The 15,940-nt window shown below is 72.7% G+C and carries 14 protein-coding genes; 10 read left to right on the forward strand and 4 right to left on the reverse strand.

The window, feature by feature from the left end; translation table 11 throughout:
- The first annotated feature begins 81 nt into the window (after nt 1–81).
- The 3 genes from HN013_RS11695 (at nt 82) to HN013_RS11705 (ending at nt 3,373) form a co-directional block, all read left to right on the forward strand.
- Nucleotides 82–573, forward strand: coding sequence for a hypothetical protein (locus HN013_RS11695; RefSeq protein WP_171165919.1), 492 nt, complete (start codon nt 82–84; stop codon nt 571–573).
- Nucleotides 574–1,022: 449 nt separating this feature from the next.
- Nucleotides 1,023–2,366 carry an MFS transporter gene (locus tag HN013_RS11700; protein WP_171165921.1) on the forward strand — a complete coding sequence of 448 codons (1,344 nt, stop codon included), beginning with the start codon at nt 1,023–1,025 and terminating at the stop codon, nt 2,364–2,366.
- Between the two features lie 242 nt (nt 2,367–2,608).
- Complete coding sequence (locus HN013_RS11705; RefSeq protein WP_171165923.1) at nt 2,609–3,373, forward strand: thioesterase II family protein; 765 nt, start codon at nt 2,609–2,611, stop codon at nt 3,371–3,373.
- 122 nt (nt 3,374–3,495) lie between these two features.
- Here HN013_RS11705 and HN013_RS11710 read toward each other — a convergent pair whose 3' ends face one another.
- Entirely contained in the window at nt 3,496–5,676 is a 2,181-nt protein-coding gene (locus tag HN013_RS11710; RefSeq protein WP_171165925.1) for a PIG-L family deacetylase, read from the reverse strand.
- A gap of 223 nt (nt 5,677–5,899) precedes the next feature.
- Entirely contained in the window at nt 5,900–6,460 is a 561-nt protein-coding gene (locus HN013_RS11715; protein ID WP_171165927.1) for a GNAT family N-acetyltransferase, read from the reverse strand.
- Nucleotides 6,461–6,671: 211 nt separating this feature from the next.
- Between HN013_RS11715 and HN013_RS11720 the strand changes: the two genes are divergently transcribed.
- The 4 genes from HN013_RS11720 to HN013_RS11735 all read left to right on the forward strand — a co-directional run bounded on the left by HN013_RS11720 (nt 6,672) and on the right by HN013_RS11735 (nt 11,000).
- Nucleotides 6,672–7,820: an alpha/beta hydrolase gene (locus HN013_RS11720; protein WP_171165929.1), complete on the forward strand. Its 1,149-nt coding sequence runs from the start codon at nt 6,672–6,674 to the stop codon at nt 7,818–7,820.
- Between the two features lie 348 nt (nt 7,821–8,168).
- The gene (locus HN013_RS11725) at nt 8,169–8,312 is read left to right on the forward strand and encodes a hypothetical protein (protein ID WP_171165931.1); all 144 of its coding nucleotides are present in this window, start codon (nt 8,169–8,171) and stop codon (nt 8,310–8,312) included.
- 121 nt (nt 8,313–8,433) lie between these two features.
- Complete coding sequence (locus tag HN013_RS11730; RefSeq protein WP_171165933.1) at nt 8,434–9,459, forward strand: terpene synthase family protein; 1,026 nt, start codon at nt 8,434–8,436, stop codon at nt 9,457–9,459.
- Nucleotides 9,456–11,000: an ester cyclase gene (locus HN013_RS11735; protein WP_171165935.1), complete on the forward strand. Its 1,545-nt coding sequence runs from the start codon at nt 9,456–9,458 to the stop codon at nt 10,998–11,000. The genes HN013_RS11730 and HN013_RS11735 overlap by 4 nt, the downstream gene beginning before the upstream one ends.
- Nucleotides 11,001–11,023: 23 nt before the next feature.
- On the opposite strand, the gene HN013_RS11740 is transcribed toward HN013_RS11735, so the two are convergent.
- Nucleotides 11,024–11,797 (reverse strand): TetR/AcrR family transcriptional regulator, encoded by a 774-nt coding sequence (locus tag HN013_RS11740; protein WP_171165938.1) that lies wholly within the window; start codon nt 11,795–11,797, stop codon nt 11,024–11,026.
- 124 nt (nt 11,798–11,921) lie between these two features.
- Here HN013_RS11740 and HN013_RS11745 point away from each other — a divergent pair, with 124 nt between their 5' ends.
- Nucleotides 11,922–12,176, forward strand: a complete 255-nt coding sequence (locus HN013_RS11745; protein ID WP_171165939.1) for a hypothetical protein — start codon at nt 11,922–11,924, stop codon at nt 12,174–12,176.
- Between the two features lie 73 nt (nt 12,177–12,249).
- On the opposite strand, the gene HN013_RS11750 is transcribed toward HN013_RS11745, so the two are convergent.
- Nucleotides 12,250–12,885, reverse strand: a complete 636-nt coding sequence (locus tag HN013_RS11750) for a bifunctional 2-polyprenyl-6-hydroxyphenol methylase/3-demethylubiquinol 3-O-methyltransferase UbiG (RefSeq protein ID WP_171165941.1) — start codon at nt 12,883–12,885, stop codon at nt 12,250–12,252.
- Nucleotides 12,886–13,149: 264 nt separating this feature from the next.
- On the opposite strand from HN013_RS11750, the gene HN013_RS11755 reads away from it, so the two are divergent.
- Both HN013_RS11755 and HN013_RS11760 read left to right on the forward strand, forming a co-directional pair.
- Nucleotides 13,150–14,763, forward strand: coding sequence for a phospholipase D-like domain-containing protein (locus HN013_RS11755; RefSeq protein ID WP_171165943.1), 1,614 nt, complete (start codon nt 13,150–13,152; stop codon nt 14,761–14,763).
- Between the two features lie 207 nt (nt 14,764–14,970).
- Nucleotides 14,971–15,891, forward strand: a complete 921-nt coding sequence (locus HN013_RS11760; protein WP_171165945.1) for a D-alanyl-D-alanine carboxypeptidase family protein — start codon at nt 14,971–14,973, stop codon at nt 15,889–15,891.
- Nucleotides 15,892–15,940: the final 49 nt, after the last annotated feature.

Below are 15,940 nucleotides of genomic sequence, written 5' to 3' on the forward strand. Positions count from 1 at the left end.
TCTCCCACAGGACCGCGGAACGATCCGGGCCTGCCCGAAGCCGTTGGACAGCCCGTCGCCGCGGATGACAGGCTCCGCCTCATGGAGCTGCTCGACGTCCTGGCGGAACTCGCCCGGTCGGGACACCTTGGGCCGGTCGAGAACGGCGCGGCCTGGGACCAGGTCACCGCGGCGCTCGGTGAGCCCTGGGAAGTGGAGGTCGGGAAGCGCCGGTCATGGCCGCGTTTGTGCGCTTACGGCGACCTCGAACTCAGTGTCTGCCGCTGCCGGAAGATCGCCATGATCTGCCTCCAGACCTGGCGTGATGTCATCGACCTGCCAGCCGGCCTGGTCGGCAGGGAGAAGTTCCCCGGCCAACCCCAGTACGCCGACGTGACCGCTGCCCTCGACCGCGCCGGTTGCGCCTGGCAGCCTTACCCACCCCTCACCTTCGACAACCAATGCGCTGTCCGGGCCACCTCCTCCGGCGTCGTCTTCGTCTTCGAAATCCTGGACGGAGAAGGCCCGATCCTCAATGTCGTGGGACCCCCGCCCCATCGGCATGAGTGCTCCGCGACCCACGCGACACCGTGAGGGGGAAGCCGAGGCGGAGTTCACGACATGCTTCCCGATGCCTTTCGTGGCGAACGTCGGCGCACAGGCGAACACGGCGGCGAGTTGGGCTGGTTCGGACAAGCTTGTATCAGATGCTCACCTCTGCGACTGGACCCGGCCCAACGGGTACGGCAGGGTCACCGGCCCCCGCGGCCACTACGTGACCGACGGCGCCCCTGATCCCCGGCTCGCTCGGCGTCAATCCGTTCCGCCCGGAGGTACCCGGTGAGTGACCGTACGGTCTCTCTCCGCGAGGCCGCAGGGCCGGTAACAGGACCGCGGTGCTTCCGTCCCATGAGTGGGCGACCGATATCTCTTCACCATCGCGAACGACGTTCGAATCCCCTTGTCGGGGGGCGGGTGCGACTGGATGATCGTGCGACGGGTGCCGTGGCGCCCTGACCAGGAGAAGCGGGGGAACGGACGACATGAGCGAGGCACGGGCCGGGGACGACCGGCCGAGACGGGGACTCTGGCAGGACGCGGACTTCCTGAAGTTCTGGTCCGCGGAGAGTCTGTCGATGTTCGGCGCGCAGATCTCCCTGCTGGCGATTCCCCTGCTGGCCGCCACCACGCTCGACGCGACGCCGTTCGAGATGGGCGTCGTGAACGCCGCGCAGTTCGCTCCCTACATGCTGTTCACCCTGCTCGCCGGCGTGTGGATCGACCGGAGCAGACGTCGTCCGATCATGATCGGCGCCAACTTCGGCCGGGCGGTGATCCTGGGGCTCGTTCCGGTCCTCACGGCGCTGGACGTAATGGGGATCGGGCTGCTGAGCGCCATCGTCTTCCTCGCCGCCACGCTCACCGTCCTGTTCGACCTCGCCTACCAGGCGTACATCCCGTCCCTGGTCGGCCGGGACCAGCTGATCGAGGGCAACGGCAAGCTCGAAGGGAGCCGTTCGCTCGCCCAGGCGAGCGGGCCCGGGCTGGGCGGTGTGCTCGTCGGGCTGGTCACCGCACCCGTCGCGGTCCTCGTCAACGCCGGGACGTACCTGGTCTCCGCGATATCCCTGCTGTTCATCCGCCGTGCCGAGGCGCCCCCGCCGCCGTCGGCGGCCGAGGGCTCGGTGCTCTCCCGTATCGGCACCGGCCTGCGCCTGGTCGGCGGCAACCCCTACCTGCGCGCCATCGCGGGCGAGGCCGCCACCTACAACCTCTTCAACCAGGGCCTGTGGGCCGTGCTCGTCCTCTACCTGACGCGCGACCTGCACTTCTCGCCCGTCACCCTGGGCGTGGTGATGGCCATGACCGGCATCGGCGCCTTCCTGGGGAGCCTCGTCGCCGGGCGGCTGGGCCGCCGGTTCGGCATCGGCCGCACCGTCATGGTGACGATGGTGATCGCCTGCGCCGCGCCCCTGCTCATCCCGGCGGCCGGCGGCGGGAAGGTGCTCACCGCGACCGTCGTCGCGCTGGCGCTGATGACCAACGGCATGACCGTGGTCATCAGCAACATCCAGGTGATGAGCCTCCGGCAGACCGTCGCGCCGCCGGAGATCCTGGGCCGGGCGAACGCCGGCTACCGCTTCCTCGTCACCGGCACCGCCGCCCTGGGCGCCCTCCTCGGCGGCTGGCTCGGCGGCTTCATCGGCCTGCGGGCCACCCTGGTGGTGACCGGCCTGGGGACGTTCCTCGCACCGGTCTTCCTCACCCGCTCCCCGCTGCCGCGGCTGCGGGACCTGTCCGAGGTGGTGCCGGACGGCGGCGAGGGGCGTGCGGAGGCGCGGGCCGTCGGCCCCGCCGCCGCGGCGGAGGCGGGAACGGCCGCCTGACCCGCGCCCGGGCCGGTGCGGACCGCGCCCTCCGCCGGTGCCGACCGCGTCCTTCGGGGGAGGCCTGTGGCGGGAGACCTGCCCGGCCATGCCCGGAACGCGGTGGTGTGGGCGTACGTCCGTGTGATACGCACGGACGTGCGCCGCGGTCCGGACGCCCCGTCAGCACCGCGGGCGGACGGCCCGCCGGCGTCGCTCGGACGACCAGCACCGCCCGGAAGACCTGGAAGGGAACTTCGCCCGTGAACGACAACCACAGCACCACCGGCGACAACAGCCTCTGGATACGCAGGTTCCAGCCGCGGCCCGACGCCGACCTCCGGCTGGTGTGCCTGCCCCACGCGGGCGGTTCGGCGAGCTTCTACTTCCCGATGGTGAAGGCGCTGCCGGACTTCGCCGACGTGTTGTGCGTCCAGTACCCCGGCCGTCAGGACCGTCGGAGCGAACCGCTCATCGACAACATCCCCGAGCTCGCGGACCGGGTGTTCTCCGTCCTGCTGCCCTGGGCCGACCGGCCGCTCGCCTTCTTCGGCCACAGCATGGGCGCCTCGCTCGCCTTCGAGGTCGCCCGGCGCTTCGAGCAGGAGAAGGGGATCATCGCGACGGCCCTCTTCGCCTCCGCCCGGCGCGCGCCCTCGACCCACCGTGTGGAGACCGTGCACCTCCAGGACGACGACGGCATCATCGCCGAGACCAAGCGGCTGAGCGGCACCGACTCCCAGGTACTGGAGGACGACGAGCTGATGCGCATGGTGCTCCCGGTGCTGCGCGCGGACTACCGTGCCGCCGAGACGTACCGCTACGAGCCGGGGCCGCCGCTGCGGTGCCCCGTCGTCGGCCTGGTCGGCGACGCGGACCCCAAGGTGACGCTCGAAGAGGCGGCGGCGTGGGCCGGTCACACGGAGGGGACCTTCGACCTGCACGTCTACAGCGGGGGCCACTTCTACCTGACGCACCATCAGGATGCGGTGGTGCGCGAGGTCGTGGACAGGCTGCGGACGGCGTAGACACGGCGGCCGGGTGGTCCGGACCCGGTCACCCCGCGTCCGGACCACCCGCCACACCCTGCCTCGCCCTGCCCCGCCTCGCCCTGCCCCACCCCGGGCCGCGCGGGCCCGGGGCGAGGCGTTCACGCCGACGGAGCGGCGCTCCGGGTACGGCCGTCCTGGCCCGCCCAGGCGGTGAAGGGATACTTGCCCGTTGACTGGGTACGGGCGCTGCTCAGCTTCCCGTCCGTCCCCAGCACGACGACGGTCGTGCGCCCCCGGGCGTCCTTGGCGATCCCCGGCGTGGCACGGTACGGAACGCCTCCGCCCTGCCAGGGGCCCGGACGTCCCGACCCCTTCGACAGCCGCACGCGGCCCTTGTCGTCCCGGGCGGCGAGGACCACCGTCCGGCCGTCGTGGGCCAGCGCCACCCGGCCGTACCCGCCGATCGGCGGCAGCTCGGACGTCATCCGCCACTTGCCGCCCCCCGGGCGCTCCGCGACCAGCACCCGCGCGGTGCCGGGCTGCCGGGTGACCAGCCGCATGCCGCCCCCGGAGAGCGGGGCCAGCGACAGCGGGCCGCTCGCGGTCGGCAGCCGGGTCGGGCCGGTGGGCTGCGGCGGTTCGCCGTCGCCCTCGGACATCCAGTGGTAGACGGTCTTGCTGTCGGCGGCCACCACATGGACGCGGCCCTGGTCGTCCAGGGCGGCGTCCAAGCCGTCCAGGACGACCGGGGGCTGGCCCTCGTCCACCGCCAGGTGCTCCCAGTCCGTCCAGTCCTTGCCGCCCTCGCCCGTACGGAACATCACGCCACCGGCCCAGTCGCGGGCGAAGACGAACACCTTGCCGTCCTTGTCCGCGACGGCCACCGGGTAGCCGACCTCCATCGACCGCGCCGGGTCGGCCTCCGGCGAGCCGAGGGACTCCCAGCCGCCGAACGCCGGGGCGCCGCCGCCGGTCACCTTGCCGGTCTGCCGGGCCGTGACGATCTCCCGGCGGTGTGCCCTGCCGCGCCCGGGCAGCTCGGTGCGCATGCCGAACAGCTGGAGCGTGCCGTCGGCGTGGCGCAGGACCTCCACCTGGCCCTCCAGCATCGAACCGCCCACCGTGGCGGGCCGGGACCAGACGCCCGTCCCGGCCTTGGTCTCCGTCCAGCAGTGCACGGTCCCGTCGAGCAGGGCGAAGGCCGACAGCCGCCCGTCGGGCAGCGGCTGCACCCAGCGCTGGGTGCCCGGCGCCCGGTGCCGGCAGTTGTTCGACCAGCGGACGTCCTTCGAGCGGGCGCCGACCTTGCGGTCGCCGCAGCCCGACGGGTCGCCGCAGTCCTTGCCGTCGGCCCAGCCGTAGGTGTCGAGGATCTTCACCTTGTGCCGGGTGGTGGCCGCGTCGAGGTTGGAGGGCAGGAGGGAGACCTCGTACCCGACGAAGCTCTCGACGGCCGTGGGGCGGCTGTGCCGCCGACCCCAGTACTCGGCGAGCGCCGCCTGGGCGAAATGGGCGGAGGTGGTGTGGTCCTGGTGGTCGTAGTGGGATATGCCCGCCAGGTCGTGCGGCACACCGGGGAACTGCTGCTGGACCGCCCGGTGCGTCGGGTTCGGGTCGAGGGTGCGGACGACCGTCGGCCGGTACCGGTCCAGCACGGCGACCAGCGAGTCGATGACGTGCCGGCGCTCGTACAGGTAGGTGCGCTTGACCGGGCTGTCGGCCGGCACGAGCGTCGTCAGCTTCGGCGTCGCCCCCAGCCACAGCCCGCGCAGGCTCTCCTTGCGCGGCACCCGGATGAACCGGGCCTCCACCAGCTCCATGAAGATCAACTGGACCTGGGGGGCCGCCTTGAGCGTCTGCAGCTCGACCTGGAAACCGGGGATGAGCGTCGTCGTCTCCACCTTCCACGGGCTGAGCCAGTCACCGGTGGCCATCTGGGCGGTCGCCTCGCGCAGGCCGTTGATGCGCGCGCGGACGAACTCCGGCCGGCGCTCCGGCAGCCTCCCGTAACCGGGCGTCTGCGAGAGCGCGTTGCGGCCGTCCGACTCGCCGCCGGTGAGGCACACCGTGACGGTCGGGGCGCCGCTCCGGATGGACTGTTCCAGCTCGGGGTTCATGAAGTACAGCGAGTCGTCGGGGTGCGCGATGATGTGCACGAACGACTCGGTCGTCACGGCTCTCGCCGGCCGCACGGGGAACTCGCCCGCGTGCCCGCTGCCCTGTGCCGAACCCGGGGCCAGCCACTGCCAGGCCCCGACCGTGCCCGTCCCGACGACCAGGCCCGCGCCGCCGACCTGGAGCACCCGACGGCGCGACAGTCGTGATATTCGCCCCGGCACAGGGGTCTCCCATCTCCTGCGCCCAAAGCGCGGTAGAGCAAACGCGGACATGCTGGACAAAGTCGAACCAACCCCCCTTAGTTGACCGTAAGATCTTACGACTCGTGGGGCGCGGTTTTCCGTCTGTCGTGTAACAGCCGTGCCTCGGCGAGACATAGATTGCGATGCAATCGCGCGTCATGAGCACGGGGAATGGCTGTGGGGCGGCTGTGAAGCCGTGGGTTCAGTGCGGCGCCCGGTTGTCAAGAATCCTCTGAAAGAGGTAGTGATCGCGCCAGGCCCCGTCGATGTGCAAGTAGTCCCTGGCGGTGCCGATCCGCTCGAAACCGCACTTGGCCAGGACCCGCTGGGAGGCCGCGTTGGTCGTCACGGTCCCTGCCTCGACCCGGTGCAGCCCGAGCTCGTCGCGCGCGGCCCGGCAGACGGCCTCCACCGCGGCGGTCCCCAGCCCGCGGCCGGCCCGCCCCGCGGAGATCCAGTAGCCGAGTGAGGCGCTGTGGAAGGCTCCCCGCACCACGTTGTTGAGGTTGACGGCGCCGACGATGCCCTCCCGCTCGTCGACCAGCACCCAGGGCACCACCCGCCCCGCCCGGCTCAGGTCGAGTAGTTCGGCCAGCCGGGCCGCCTGCCCTCCGGCGGTGAAGAACTCCTCGCTCCGCCGCGGCTCCCAGGGCCGCAGGTGCGCGCGGCTCTCGGAGTACGCCCTGGCCAGGTCGGCCGCGTCGTCGGCGGCCACGAGGCGCAGAACGACGCCGGGGGTCACGGTGCGGGGCTCGATGATCATCCTCGTAGCCTAGGACGGCCGGGGCGATGGGGCGAACGCGTGTCCCGGGAGGGCGGGTACCGAGACCCTCCGTACCCCTCGCCCACGGAACCCCCCGGAACCACCCCCTACCCCGGTATGACCTCCGAGTTGGCCCCGGAGTGTGACGCCCGGCCGGACGCCGTCTCCTTAGCGTCCCCTCGCCACCGCACAGGACGAGGGAGAACCGATCATGCGCCGCTTCAAGCGCACACTGGCCGCCGTCGCACTCACGACGACCGTGGTCGCGGGAACGGCGGGCTGGGCCACCGCACACCACCAGACCGCGGTCACCGGCCCGCCGCCCGGCACCGCGGCCTGGCGCGCGGACCACTCCCTCCACCGCACCCTGCCCGACCCGGCCACCGCCTCCCCCGCCGAGGTCGCGCGCTTCTTCGCGGCCCTCCCCGAGGACGGCCGGCGGCGGCTCGTGCTCCGCCACCCCATGGTCGTGGGCAACCTGGACGGCGCCCCCGTGGCCCTCCGGTACGAGGCCAACCGGCGCGCGCTCGCCGCCGAGCGCGCCGAGCAGCGCGCCCGGGCCGACGACGCCGCGCTCCCGGAGTACGAGCGCACGCAGGCCGCCGGCCTCGCCGACCGCTACCGCGAGCTGCTCGCCCCCGGCCGGCAGATCCTGGCCTTCGACCCGCGCGGCCGCGGACAGCTCGCCGAGGTGTACGGGGACCTGGCCACCGCACGGCGGACGGCGGTCGTCGTCCCCGGCTCCGACATCGACCTGTCCTCGTTCGACCGGCGCACCGACCGCTACGGCACCCCCGCGGGCATGGCCACCTCCCTGCGCGAGGAGATGGGCCGTCAGGCGCCCGGCGCCCGTACCGCGGTCATCGCCTGGGTGGGCTACACCACCCCCGTCGGCATCGGTCCCGACGCCGCCACGGGCCGTCTCGCCGGGGCCGGCGCGCCCCGGCTCGACCGGTTCCTCGCCGGGCTGGCCGCCTCCGGGGCCGTGCCACCCGCCGTCTTCTGCCACAGCTACGGCTCGGTGGTCTGCGGCCTCGCCGCCCACGCCATCGGCCGCGGCGAGGCGTCGGACCTCGTTGTCCTCGGCAGCCCCGGCGTCCGGGCGGACTCCGCCGCCGGTCTGCGCACGACCGCCCGCGTCTGGGCGGTCCGCCGCAACGACGCCGACTGGATCGGCAACATCCCCAACGTCGAGCTCTTCGGCCTCGGTCACGGCACCGACCCCACGTCGACGGCCTTCGGCGCGCGCCCCGTCTCCTCGACGGGCTCCCACGGGCACACCGGCTACTTCGCACCCGGCACGGAATCGCTGCGGCACTGCGCCGAGATCGCCCTGGGCGTGTACGGCGCCGTGCGGTGACGGAGCAGGGGTGCGGGAATAGCCAAGAACTTCCTACGAACGCGTCCCCCGCCACCTCATGGGCCGCGTACGCGCCCTCGTCGGCGCCCTCGCCTGGGTCGGCATCCCCTTCGGCGGCCTGCTGGCCGGCGCGATGATCGCGGCCACGGGGCTGGTGCCGGCGCTCCTGGCGGCGGGGGCCGGGCACTTCACCGCGGTGATGGCGGGCGGGATGCGGCGGGAGTGGAAGGAGATGGGAGGGGCGGGGGAGAGGGCACGTAGGGCTCAACCCTGTCGATCTATCTACTTGTCGAGGGGAGAGAGCGTCGGTGCCCTTCCACTCCGCCGAGAGCCGCCGAGAGCCGCCGCGTGCTCCGCGAGGACGGCGAAGTCGCGGCTCCGGAGCCCGATCCGCGGGTCGACGTGGTGGAGGAGGGCGGAACCCTGGTGACGGGCGGTCACATACGCGTCGTCCGCGTCGGCCTGCGGGCGGGCAGAAGCGCCTCCCGGTAAGGCCCTTCCCGGCGTGGCCGGATGCGGTGGGCCCGGGTTCCCCCGTCGTTTCGGCGCCGGTTCCGGGCGGGCACAGGGCGGGTGGAGTGTGCCGACGGCATCATCCACCAGGGGAGGGCCCATGCCCGGTGACACCAGGATCCGCTTTCCCGACGGCTTCCGCTTCGCCGTCAGCCCGGACCTCGCGGAGGCGCGGGAGGGCAACCGGGAGTGGGCCAGGGCGTACGGGATCGCCGTCGGGCCCGAGGCCGTGGCCCTCTACGACTCCTGGGACCTCGCCAGGGTGTCGGCCTGCATGTACCCGTACGCGACCGGGTCCGATCTGCGGCTGGTGACGGACCACATGGGGTTCTGGTACCCCTTCGACGACCAGTTCGACAGCCCGCTCGGACTCGACCCGGCCGGGACCGCCCGGGCCTGCGAAGAGCTCATCGCCGTCGTCCACCTCGGATCCGCCGGCCTGCGCCCCCGGCCGACGGTCGTCGCGCGGGCGTTCGCTGACATTTGGGAACGCGGCGCCGAGGGCATGTCACCGGCCTGGAAGGCACGCGCCGCGCACAACTGGGAGTACTACTTCGCCTCCTACGCCCAGGAGTCGGCCGCCCGTAGGGAGGGGATCGTCCCCGATCTGCGCACGTTCCTGCGGCTGCGGATCGGGGTCAGCGCCATGAGCGTCGTGTGCGACCTCTGCGAGAGAACCGGCGGCTACGAGGTGCCCGCCGTCGCCTTCCACAGCCTGCCGCTGATCGAGATGCGGCGCCTGACCGAGGAACTGCCCTGCCTGGCCAACGACGTCTACACGCTGGACCGTGAGGAGCCGCGCGGCGACGTCGTCAACCTCGTCCTGGTCCTGGAAAAGGAAAGAGGCTGCTCGCGCGACGCGGCGATCGGCATCGCCTACGAGCTCGTCGACGAGCGGCTGCGGCGCTTCGACGCGCTCAAGCGGACCGTCCCCGCCCTCGGCCGCACCCTGGGCCTGGACGCCCGGCAGCGCGCCGACGTCGAACGGTACGCCCTGGCCCTGGAGTACCTCGTCTCCGGCTATATGACCTGGGGCATCGACACCGGCCGCCACTTCCCCGAGACCGTCGTGCCCCCGGACCGGCCCGGCTACCCGGAGGATCTGCTGCTCCCCGCCGGCCGGTGAACGTGCCGCCCCGGGGCGGCACGGCGGGCCGGCCGGGCGGCCTGAGGGTGTGGGACAGCGCCGAGGACCTGCGCAGGACGGGTCTCGCCCGGGACCCCGAGCCGTGGGAGGACGGCCTGCGTGAGACCCCGCGCCCGGGCACCTTCGAATGGTGGTACTTCGACGTCGCCTGCGACGACGGCACGTGCGTCGTCATCGTCTTCGAGACCAAGGCGCTCTCCGCGTCGGCGGGGCCCCTCGCACCACGGCTGTCCCTGACGATCCGCACGCCCGACGGGCACGTCCAGGCGAGCCGGACGCCCTACGGCCCGGGGCAGTTCCGCGCCTCCCGCGACCACTGCGACGTCGCCCTCGGCCCGCACCACGTACGGGGCGACCTCGACCGGTACCGCATCCACGCGCGGACCCCCCTGGCGGCCGTGGACCTCACCCTCACGGCGATCGCGCCGCCGTCGCGGGTCGGTACGGGGTTCGTCGGACTCGCCGGGGACCCGGGCCGGTACCTGGGGTGGCTGGTGGCCGTCCCGCGCGGCACGGTGGAAGGACGTCTGACGGTGCGAAGACGGAGCTGGGAGGTCCACGGGCTGGGGTACCACGACAAGAACTGGGGGACCCTGGACCTCGGCGGCGCCCTGGAGGAGTGGCACTGGGCCCGCGTCCACGCCGGCGAGTTCACCGTCGCCTGCGCCGAACTGCGCGCCCCGCCCGACCGAGGCCGGAGCCGCGCCCCGCTGTTCGTCCTCACCCGGGGAACGGAACGGCTCGCCGCCACGGCGACGGGGGCCGCCTTCACCCCTCACACCACCGCACACCCGCACCACGCGGAGATCCGGTGGGCCGACCGCGTCCGGGTCACCCTGGGAAGCCCCAGGGACCTGAACACCCGGAAGGGCGACGGGCCGACGCCCTACCGCAGGTTCTCCGCACCGGCCGAGATCACCACCGGGCTCGCCCCTGCCCGCCGGAAGGCGGTCGGCACCGCCATCGCCGAGCACGCGGTCTTCCACCCCACGGCGGGACGGCCGCCGGCCGCACCCCCGGAACCACCGGCCACCCCCTCCCCCCACGTCCCACGGCCCCGGCCGGGCGGATCCACCATGGAGGCACCGCGCATGACCGACCTCACCACCGCACCCGCCCGACTGGCCCACGCCTGGTCCTCCCCGGACTCCGGCGCGTTCGGCTCCCTGTTCACCCAGGACGCCACCTACGCCGACATCGGAGCCGGACGGACCCACCGGGGACGGGCCGCCATCACGGAGTGGCACCGGAGCATGCGCACCGCCGTCCCCGACCTCACCGCGCGCGTCGACGACAGCTTCACCACCGCCACCGGCGACGCCTGCGCCCTTCTGACCTGGACCGGAACCCACACCACGGAGTTGTTCGGCCTGCCGGGCACCGGACGACGCTTCACGGTCGGCGCGGCGTCCGTGTTCACCCTGACACCCGACGGCTCGATCGTCCGGTGCGCCGACTACTACAACCTGTCCGACCTCGAACGGCAACTGGGTCACCGGCTCGCTCCCCGGGGCCGGTGAGCCCTCGACGGCCGGCTCAGTGATCAGCTCCGGGGAGCCGCCGTCCCGGCCCCGGCGGCGCCGAGCCGTTCGAGGTGGTAGTCGAGGGTGCGGCGCACCTCGGCCACGCTGCGGCGGCCGTGGAGGACGTCGATGCCCAGGCCGGTGACCCCGGACACCAGCAGGTCGGCCTCGCGGCGCGGGTCGACCGGGGCCAGGTCCCGGGCGCCGGTGGGGAGTTGGGTGATGAGGGCGGTGACCAGATCCTCCATGGGCTGGGCGTCGTGGAGGAAGATCTCCGCGAGCGCGGGGTCGGTGAGACTCCGCGCGTAGTACGCGGCGTGGACACGCAGGGCGACGCGGCGTTCCTCGTCCAGGGGCAGGAACTCGTCGAGGAGCGCGCGCAGCACCACCCTCGGGTCGGACGCGTCGCGCAGCGCCTCGATACGGGCGCGGGCCTGGCGCTCGCTCCTCTCGTGGAGCATGCGCAGCGCGGTGACCAGCAGTTGGTGCTTGCTCTCGAAGTGGTACTGGACGACCCGCAGGGACACTCCCGCCTCGGAGGCGATCTCGCGCATGCTCGCGGCATCGAGCCCCCGGTCGGCGGCGATGCGCCACACCGCCTCGGCGATTTGCCGCCGCCGCCCGGACGGGGGAGCCGAGGGCGCGGTCCGCGGGGCGGGCCGCGGCGGGTTCTTCCGCCGCCGGTAGGCCCTGGCCTGGCAGCCGCGCGAGCAGTACACGGGTGGGCGGCCCTTGCCGGCCGGGGTCAGCCGGGCGCGGCACTCGCGGCACACCGACGGTGTTTCGTCACGCATCCTCTCAGCGTAGCTTCAAAGATGTGTGACGTTAAGCGTGGTTGACCTGCGGGACTCGGCTCTTTCGACGCGAGGCGACGTTACGCTCGTAACGTAAATCGCCAGAGAAAGCAGGGGAGTGGCAATGGATGAGGGCTGGTACCGGCTGGGCATGGTGGTGACGCTCGCGCTCGGTGTCTGGGAGGGTGCGCTGGCGATCGCCTTCCGCGCGTTCAGTGACAAGAAGCCCAATGTGATGACCGCGGTCAACTACCTGCCGAGCCCCTGGTGCTACGTCGCCGGAGCGGTCGTCGTCGTGGCGGCCGTCGCCGTGATCGTGGCGCTGGACGCCGGGCGGAAGCAGGTCCTGGCGCGGCGGAACGAGCCGAGCGGCGCCTGAGGCGCTCCAGGAACGGGATGGTGCCCGCTCCAACGGGCGCCATCCACCATCTCTCCGGTGCCGGACACCCGCCTCACCGCAGACGCCGGACCCGCAGTACGTGGTCCGTACGGATTCCCACCTGCCCCTCCGGTCCGGTCTCCTCCCGCCGGGGCGACTCCCGGACCTCGACGCGCCAGTCCGGCGACGGCAGGCCCATCGCCTCCATGAGCTCCTCCGGGGTGGGGTACCGCACGTCCTCGTGAGCGTGGCGCCGGCCCGGGAACTCCCCGTGGCCGACGAACAGCAGGACGCCGCCGGGCGCCACCGCCGCCGCGGCCGACCGCAGGATCCGCTCGACCGGCAGCTCCACGGGGGAGTGCAGGAACTGGAGGGAGACGAGGTCGTACGTGCCCGCGGGGAACGACGTGGACAGGTCGTGCCGACGCCACTCGATCCGGTCCTCGCACCCCGCCGCGACGGCGTGCTCGGCGGCCCGTTCGAGAGCCGTCGGCGAGACGTCCACCGCGGTGACGTTCCACCCCTCCGCCGCGAGCCACACCGCGTCGGCGCCCTCGCCGCACCCGAGGTCCAGGGCCGAGCCGGCCGGCAGGTCGGCCGCCTCCCGGACCAGCAGCGGATTGGGCCGCCCGCTCCACACGCGGCCGCTCCGCCCGTAGTACTCCTCCCAGAACGCCTGGGGCGTGGGCTGCTGCTGGATGTCGGTCATGACGGCCGTCCTTCTTCTCGCCGGGTCGCCGGCGCCGCTGCGCCCGCGCAGTCCGCATGGTCGGCCGACGCGGGCGAAGAAGGCAATCATCTTTGCCGGAACCGCAAAACGCCGGAGCGTGCGCCGGGGCCCGCCTCGGGCGCCCCCTGCCGGGCCGCGGCGGGCCCTGGTAACTTCTGGACAGTTGATCATCTGTGCGTCAATCGGACGTACGGCCGTCAACGGGTCACCCCTGACAGATCGTCACTTTCCTAAGGACGCACCTTGCTCCGCCGTTTACCCCGCCTCACCCGCTCCGCGACGGTCGCCGCCGTCGTCCTCGCCGTCCTGCCCGCCGGTCCGGCGCTCGCCGCCGGGGACGCCCCCGGCACCCCGCACCTCGACGCCGTCGAGCGGACCCTGCGTCAGGTGTCCCCCGGCCTGGAGGGCGACGTCTGGCAGCGCACCGAGGGCAACAGACTGGACGCCTCCGCCGCCGACGCCTCCGACTGGCTGCTCCAGACCCCCGGTTGCTGGGGCGACGACACCTGCGCGGAGCGCCCCGGGACGAAGCGGCTGCTCGCCAAGATGACCGAGAACATCTCCCGGGCGCGGCGGACGGTGGACATCTCCACCCTCGCGCCGTTCCCCGACGGCGCTTTCCAGGACGCCATCGCCGCCGGGCTCAAGGCGTCGGCCGGCGCCGGCCACAAGCTGGGCGTCCGCGTCCTCGTCGGCGCCGCGCCGCTCTACCACCTCAACGTGCGGCCGTCCGTCTACCGGGACGACCTCCGGAAGCGGCTCGGTGCGGCGGCTGACGCCATCACGCTGAACGTGGCGTCGATGACCACCTCGAAGACCGCCTTCTCCTGGAACCACTCCAAACTGGTGGTCGTGGACGGCGAGTCGGTGATCACCGGCGGCATCAACAACTGGAAGAACGACTACGTCGACACCGCCCACCCGGTGTCCGACGTCGATCTGGCCCTGACCGGGCCCGCGGCCTCCACGGCAGGCCGGTACCTGGACACCCTCTGGGGCTGGACCTGCCGGAACAAGGGCAACGTGGCCAGTGTCTGGTTCGCCGCCTCCGCGGGCGCGGGCTGCATGCCCGCCATGGAGAAGGAGGCCAACCCCCGCCCCGCCGGGCCGGCCGGCACGGTGCCGGTGATCGCCGTGGGCGGCCTGGGCGTCGGGATCAAGGACAAGGACGCCTCGTCGGCGTACCGGCCGGACCTGCCGTCCGCGTCGGACACCAAGTGCGTCGTCGGCGTGCACGACAACACCAACGCCGACCGCGACTACGACACGGTCAACCCCGAGGAGAGCGCCCTGCGCGCGCTGGTGAACAGCGCGGAGAAGCACGTCGAGATCTCCCAGCAGGACCTCAACGCCACCTGCCCGCCCATCGCCAAGTACGACGTCCGGCTCTACGACGCCTTGGCCGCGAAGATCGCGGCGGGGGTGAAGGTCCGTATCGTCGTCAGCGACCCCGCCAACCGGGGCGCCGTGGGCAGCGGCGGCTACTCGCAGATCAAATCGCTCTCCGAGATCAGCGACGTGCTCCGGAACCGGCTCGCCCGGATCACCGGCGGCCAGGACCGGGCCAAGTCCGCCCTGTGCTCGAACGTCCAGCTCGCGACGTTCCGCAGCGCCAAGAGCGCCAAGTGGGCCGACGGGCACGCCTACCCGGCGCACCACAAGCTGGTGTCGGTGGACGGCTCGGCGTTCTACGTCGGATCGAAGAACCTCTACCCCTCCTGGCTCCAGGACTTCGGCTATATCGTCGAGGACCGCGGAGCCGCCGCCCAGCTCGACGAGAAGCTGCTCGCGCCGGAGTGGGAGTACGCGCAGGCGACGGCGACGGTCGACTACCGACGCGGGGTCTGCTCCCTCTGACGCCGGGGGCCGCTCTGCCGCCGGGGCCCTTCCTTCGGATCCGAAGGAAGGGCCCCGCCATCCCCCCTGCCTCGCAAGCGAGTTCGGCTTCCGGAAAGGGGAGCGCTCACCGCCCTCACCCGTTCGTGGCGGGATTTCCCGTCCCCCGCGGCGGAGTGCGACCATGCGCTCGCCCCAAACCGATCAGCGAGGAATATTGGAGTTTCCATGGAGCGAAGTGGGGGAAGCACGGCCCGCCGCTGGGGAGCGGTGCTCACCGCGTCCACCGCGGCCCTGGCCGTCGCACTCCCGGCCACCGCCCACGCGGCCGCGGGCCCTTCGGGCGTCGGCGCCAAGGGCGCGTTCCTGCTCGACAGCGGTGCGAACAAGGCGCTGTGGGGCAAGGACGCCGACGGCCGGCGGCCGGTGGCCAGCACCACCAAGATCATGACCGCGGTGGTGGTGCTCGACGGTCGCCCCGCCGACCTGGACAAGCAGGTCACGGTCAAGCAGTCCTACCGGGACTACGTGGTGCGCCACGGAGCCAGCACGGCCGACCTCCGGACCGGCGACCGGCTGACCGTGCGGCAGCTCCTCTACGCCCTGATGCTGCCCTCCGGGTGCGACGCGGCCTACGCGCTGGCCGACGCCCTCGGCAGCGGGAGCAGCGAGGCCGCCCGGACCAAGTCGTTCGTCGCGAAGATGAACGCCAAGGCGGACCGGCTGGGCATGAAGAACACCAGGTTCGACTCGTTCGACGGCATCACGGCGGGCTCCGGCTACTCCAGCCCGCGCGACCTGGCGAAGCTCGCCCGGCACGCCCTCGGCAACAGCACCTTCGTCACCGTCGCCCGGGCCATGAGCACCCAGCAGAAGGCGCAGAACGTCAACCGCCGCTACACCTGGTACAACACCAACAAGCTCCTCGGCTCGTACGAGGGCGTGTTCGGCATCAAGACCGGCTCCACCCGGGCCTCGGGCCCCTGCCTGGTCTTCGCGGCCCGGCGGGACGGCAGGACCGTGGTGGGGGTCGTGCTCAACGACGCGGCGAGCCGCTACCCGGACGCCGCGAAGATGCTGGACTACGCGTACCACAAGCACACGCCGCTGAAGCTGCGCCGGCTGCCTCCTGCCGCTCACGAGGACTGAGCCCGCAGGCGGTTCGCCGCCCCTCGGACCGAGGGGCGGCGAACCGCCT

The sequence above is a fragment of the Streptomyces sp. I05A-00742 genome, from assembly GCF_013055795.1.
Taxonomy (GTDB): domain Bacteria; phylum Actinomycetota; class Actinomycetes; order Streptomycetales; family Streptomycetaceae; genus Streptomyces.

Excerpts from the sequence above, each read along its gene's own strand:
- HN013_RS11695 (WP_171165919.1), top strand. The coding sequence starts at position 82 with ATGGAGCTGCTCGACGTCCTGGCGGAACTCGCCCGGTCGGGACACCTT.
- HN013_RS11700 (WP_171165921.1), top strand. The coding sequence starts at position 1,023 with ATGAGCGAGGCACGGGCCGGGGACGACCGGCCGAGACGGGGACTCTGG.
- HN013_RS11715 (WP_171165927.1), bottom strand. The coding sequence starts at position 6,460 with ATGATCATCGAGCCCCGCACCGTGACCCCCGGCGTCGTTCTGCGCCTC.
- HN013_RS11720 (WP_171165929.1), top strand. The coding sequence starts at position 6,672 with ATGCGCCGCTTCAAGCGCACACTGGCCGCCGTCGCACTCACGACGACC.
- HN013_RS11730 (WP_171165933.1), top strand. The coding sequence starts at position 8,434 with ATGCCCGGTGACACCAGGATCCGCTTTCCCGACGGCTTCCGCTTCGCC.
- HN013_RS11740 (WP_171165938.1), bottom strand. The coding sequence starts at position 11,797 with ATGCGTGACGAAACACCGTCGGTGTGCCGCGAGTGCCGCGCCCGGCTG.
- HN013_RS11745 (WP_171165939.1), top strand. The coding sequence starts at position 11,922 with ATGGATGAGGGCTGGTACCGGCTGGGCATGGTGGTGACGCTCGCGCTC.
- HN013_RS11750 (WP_171165941.1), bottom strand. The coding sequence starts at position 12,885 with ATGACCGACATCCAGCAGCAGCCCACGCCCCAGGCGTTCTGGGAGGAG.
- HN013_RS11760 (WP_171165945.1), top strand. The coding sequence starts at position 14,971 with ATGGAGCGAAGTGGGGGAAGCACGGCCCGCCGCTGGGGAGCGGTGCTC.